The organism is Bacillus sp. 05T31, assembly GCF_056396725.1.
Genome location: NZ_JBFTMA010001382.1, coordinates 1 through 454 on the forward strand (window position 1 = coordinate 1; position 454 = coordinate 454).

The 454-nt window shown below is 41.2% G+C and carries 1 protein-coding gene; it reads left to right on the plus strand.

Annotated elements, in window-relative coordinates; all coding sequences use genetic code 11:
* Nucleotides 1-73: 73 nt before the first annotated feature.
* A partial coding sequence (locus AC1DJR_RS33410; protein ID WP_477004614.1) for a hypothetical protein occupies nucleotides 74-454 on the plus strand: 381 nt, incomplete at its 3' end.

The window sequence follows — 454 nt, forward strand, 5'->3', positions numbered from 1 at the left end:
GTTGTGGAATTAGAGGAAGCTGAGGAAGCAGCAGAAGAAGTTGTAGAATTAGAGAAATCTGAGGAAGCGAGTTGTGGAATTAGAGGAAGCTGAGGAAGCAGCAGAAGAAGTTGTAGAATTAGAGAAATCTGAGGAAGCGACAGAAGAAGTTGTGGAATTAGAAGAAACTAAGGAAGCGACAGAAGAAGTTGTGGAATTAGAGAAACCTGAGGAAGCGACAGAAGAAGTTGTGGAATTAGAAGAAGCTAAGGAAGCAGAAGTTGTGGAATTAGAGGAATCTAAAGAAGCAGAAGAAGTTGTGGAGTTAGAAGAAGCTAAGGAAGCGACAGAAGAAGTTGTGGAATTAGAAGAAACTAAGGAAGCGACAGAAGAAGTTGTGGAATTAGAGAAATCTGAGGAAGCAGCAGAAGAAGTTGTGGAATTAGAGAAACCTGAGGAAGCGACAGAAGAAGTT